Raw genomic sequence first — 3,903 nt, forward strand, 5'->3', positions numbered from 1 at the left:
GCGCGTAGACGGTCTGGTAGCGGTCGTCGTCGCCCTCGTCCGCGGCGTGCGTGATGTACGGCGGCAGCGGCGTGGCGCCGTGGGCGTCCAGCAGGTCGAGCACGGGACCGGGGAAGCGGATGTCGAAGAGTTCGCCCTCGCGGCCCAGCACCGTGGCCTCGAAGGCGTCGGCCAGGCGCAGCACCATGCCGGCGCCGGGCGACTTGCTGGCGCGCACGTGCGCCAGGACGCGGTCGGGTTCGGTGATGCGTTCGACCAGCACCTCGATCTTGCCGCCGGTGATCTTGTGGCCCGGCAGGCGCGCCTTGATGACGCGCGTGTCGTTGAAGACGAGCAGGTCGTTGGGCCGCAAGAGGGAGGTCAGTTCGGCGAACTGGCGGTCATGCAGTTGGCTGGCGGCGTCCAGGTGCAGCAGGCGGCTGCCCGTGCGCTCGGCGGCCGGCGTCTGCGCAATGAGCTCGGGCGGCAGTTCGTAGTCGAAATCGGAAACGGTGAAGGACTGGGTCACGCGGGTATCTGGAGCAATGGGATCGGCCCTGCAAATGGCGAGCCATGCCGGTTGGGCGGGCTTGGGGCAACCGCATATTGTAAAGGGGACGGTTAATAGGGGCGGATCGGCGTCCCGCGCAAATAAAACCGCCGCCAAAGGCCTCGGCGGCCGTCCCGTGCCGCCCGTAACCGGTCCAGGTTTTGTATGCTCTCGGTTTTGCTGGACGAGCAACCAGGTGGGCGAGGCATGACGGGACAAGTGATCAGGCGGGTGGGCGGACTGAAGCAGTGGCTGGCCGGCGGTGTCCTGGCCTTGACTGCGTGCGCTGCCTTTGCGCAGGTTCCCGGGTTGCCGCCCGACGTGGTGAAGGCCTGGAAAGCCAGCAAGCTGCCCGACAGTTCGCTGTCGCTGGTGGTGCAGGAGGTCGGCGGCCCGCGGCTGGTGGCGCTGAACGCCAAAGAGGGCCGCAATCCCGCTTCGGTGATGAAACTGGTCACGACCTGGGCGGCGCTGTCCGAGCTGGGCCCCAACTACGTCTGGCGCACCGAATTCATGACGGCGCCCGGCTCGCGCCCCGACGCCAAGGGCGTGCTGACCGGTCCGCTGTACCTGCGGGCCGGGGGCGACCCGCAATTTCTGATGCAGGATCTGTGGACACTGCTGCGCGAGCTGCGGCTGCGCGGAGTCAAGCAGATCAATGACCTGGTGATCGACCGCAGCATCTTCGGCCAGGTGTCGATCGACCCCGGCGCGTTCGATGGCGCGCCCGACCGGGCCTACAACGCCAGTCCTGACGCGCTGATGGTGGGCTTTGGCGCGCTGCGGCTGCTGTTTACGCCGGACCCCGTCGCCAATAAATGGGTGCCGCTGATCGATCCGCCGTTGCCCGGCCTGAAGATCGAAGGCCAGGTGGAGTGGAGCGACATCCGCTGCCCGGGTCCGCCGGTGGTCACGACCGATCCCGTCATTACCCAGCAGGGCGTGACCATCCGCGTCAACGGCAAGGTGGCGGGCTCCTGCGGGGAGTTCAGCCTGTATCGCCTGGCGCTGTCCCAGCCCGAGTACGCCACCGAGGTCTTCCGCATGCTCTGGAAGGAACTGGGCGGCACGTTCAAGGGACAGGTCCGGTCCGGCATGGTGCCGGCGGACGCGGTGGTGCTGGCCTCGCATGACTCGCCGACGCTGGCCGAAGCCATCCGCCAGATCAACAAGCGCAGCAACAACGTGATGGCGCGAACTCTGCTGCTGACGCTGGGCGCCGAGCGCGGCCGCCGGCCGGCCACCGTTAGCAGCAGCGAAGAGGTTGCCAAGCAACTCCTTGCCAAGCAGGGGCTGGACATGCCCGAGCTGGTCATCGACAACGGCGCCGGCCTGTCGCGCGAGGCCCGTGTATCCGCGGACAGTCTGGCGTCGATGCTGACCGTGGCCTGGAATTCGCCGGTGATGCCGGAATACATTTCGTCCTTTGCCATCGCCGGCGTGGACGGAACGGTGCGCCGCCGCCTGAAGGGCAACGGCACGCTCGGCATGGCGCACCTGAAGACGGGCTCGCTGCGCGACGTGCGCTCGATCGCCGGTTACGTGCTGGGGGCGAGCGGCAAGCGGTATGTGGTTGTCAGCATCGTCAACCACGAACAGGCTGGCGCCGTCCGAGCCTTTGACGACGCCTTGATCTCCTGGCTCGCCGAACAATAGCCAAAACGATTACGATCCTCCCGTGTGCCCACGACCGTGAAAGGCAAGCGCGCCGCGCCTTGCCCGCGGCCGCCTGAGGCCAAAAGAATTCTGACCAACAAATACTCTGGAGAGTTACGCACATGCCCGTGCACGAAATCCGCCATCCGCTGATCCGCCACAAGCTCGGGATCATGCGGCGCGCCGACCTCAGTACCAAGAGCTTCCGTGAACTGTCGCAGGAAGTGGGCGCGTTGCTGACGTATGAAGCGTCCAAGGACCTGCCGCTGGCGCCCGCCACGGTCGAGGGCTGGTGTGGCCAGGTCGAAGTCGAGAAGATCGCCGGCAAGAAAGTCACCGTGGTGCCGATCCTGCGCGCCGGCATCGGCATGCTGGACGGCGTGCTGAGCCTGATTCCGGGCGCCAAGGTCAGCGTGGTGGGCGTGGCCCGCAACGAAGAGACGCTGGAAGCCCACACATATCTGGAACGCCTGGTCGGCGAACTGGACCAGCGCCTGGCGCTGATCGTGGACCCCATGCTGGCGACGGGCGGCTCGATGGTCGCCGCCATCGATCTGCTCAAGCGCGCCGGCTGCAAGGAAATCCGCGCGCTGGTGCTGGTGGCCGCGCCGGTGGGCATCGACGCGGTGCTGGCCAAGCACCCGGACGTGCACATCTACACCGCGTCCATCGACGACGGCCTGAACGAGCACGGCTACATCATGCCGGGCCTGGGCGACGCGGGCGACCGCATCTTCGGCACGCAGCAAAAGGGCTGAAAGCAAAAAGGGCTGAAGACGCGTTTCGGCCGGTTCCCTTCCTGGGATCGGCCGGAACTCGACCGCACAGCGGCCCAGCACCGCGCGCGGTCAGCAGGTCAGTTTTTCACGCCGTAACCGCCGGCTGTCCCAGGTGCTGGCCGAACCAATGCAACTGCGGCGCCAAGCCGGCGACCTCGCCCACGATCAGCAGGGCGGGGGACCGGACGGCATGTTCCCGTGCCAGTTCCGGCAGTTGCGCCAGCGGCCCCGTCACCACACGCTGTTCGGGCCGGCTGCCGTTTTCGATGAGCGCAAACGGTGTCTCCGGCGAACGGCCATGGCGCAAGAGGCGCTGGGTCAGCAAGTCAAGCTGGCCCACTCCCATGTAGAACGCCAACGTCTGTTTTTCGCGCGCCAGCGCGGGCCAATCCAGGTTGTCTTCATCTTCGCGGCAATGCGCGGTGATCAGGCGCACCGATTGCGCGTGCTCACGGTGCGTCAGCGGAATGCCGGCATAGGCCGCACAGGCCAGCGCCGCCGTAATGCCCGGCACCACTTCGTAGCGCACGCCGTGCGCGCGCAGAAATTCCAGTTCCTCGCCGCCGCGGCCAAAAATGAACGCGTCGCCACCCTTGAGCCGCACCACGCGGCGGCCGGCGTGCGCGTATTCGACCAGCGCCGCATGGATGCGCGCCTGCGTCGCGTGATGGTTTTCGCCGGGCAGCTTGCCCACCGACACGCGTTCGGCGTCGCGCCGGGCAAGCGACATGACCTCGTCGCTGACCAGGCGGTCGTAGAGGATGACGTCGGCCTCGTTCAGGGCGCGCAGGGCCTTGAGCGTCAGAAGACCGGGGTCGCCAGGGCCTGCGCCCACCAGCACCACGCTGCCCTCGGCGGGCGCGATGGGCGAGGCCAAGGCATCGGCGAGCGCGGCCTCGGCCTGCGCCGGCTGCTGCTGGCGCAGGAAGCCGGCGACCG

General features: G+C 67.6%; 4 protein-coding genes. 2 read left to right on the forward strand and 2 right to left on the reverse strand.

Going from position 1 to position 3,903, the window contains the following annotated elements; translation table 11 throughout:
* The coding region (locus tag B3446_RS26800) for an S-adenosylmethionine:tRNA ribosyltransferase-isomerase (RefSeq protein WP_291387043.1) at nucleotides 1-508 on the reverse strand (508 nt) is incomplete at its 3' end.
* Nucleotides 509-736: 228 nt separating this feature from the next.
* On the opposite strand from B3446_RS26800, the gene dacB reads away from it, so the two are divergent.
* Together dacB and upp are read left to right on the forward strand one after the other, a co-directional pair.
* On the forward strand, nucleotides 737-2,185 hold the full coding sequence (gene dacB, locus B3446_RS26805; RefSeq protein WP_191576030.1) for a D-alanyl-D-alanine carboxypeptidase/D-alanyl-D-alanine endopeptidase: 1,449 nt from the start codon (nucleotides 737-739) through the stop codon (nucleotides 2,183-2,185).
* A gap of 122 nt (nucleotides 2,186-2,307) precedes the next feature.
* A complete protein-coding gene (upp, locus tag B3446_RS26810; RefSeq protein WP_175124539.1) occupies nucleotides 2,308-2,943 on the forward strand; it encodes a uracil phosphoribosyltransferase in 636 nt (211 codons plus the stop codon).
* Nucleotides 2,944-3,049: 106 nt separating this feature from the next.
* Here the strand turns inward: upp and cobA are convergent.
* The coding region (gene cobA, locus B3446_RS26815; protein WP_291387047.1) for a uroporphyrinogen-III C-methyltransferase at nucleotides 3,050-3,903 on the reverse strand (854 nt) is incomplete at its 5' end.

The sequence above is a fragment of the Achromobacter sp. UBA5777 genome (genome assembly GCF_002418565.1).
GTDB lineage: Bacteria > Pseudomonadota > Gammaproteobacteria > Burkholderiales > Burkholderiaceae_B > Achromobacter > Achromobacter animicus.

What these genes read in the sequence shown, in the direction of transcription:
- dacB (WP_191576030.1), top strand. Translation starts at nt 737, where the DNA reads ATGACGGGACAAGTGATCAGGCGGGTGGGCGGACTGAAGCAGTGGCTG.
- upp (WP_175124539.1), top strand. Translation starts at nt 2,308, where the DNA reads ATGCCCGTGCACGAAATCCGCCATCCGCTGATCCGCCACAAGCTCGGG.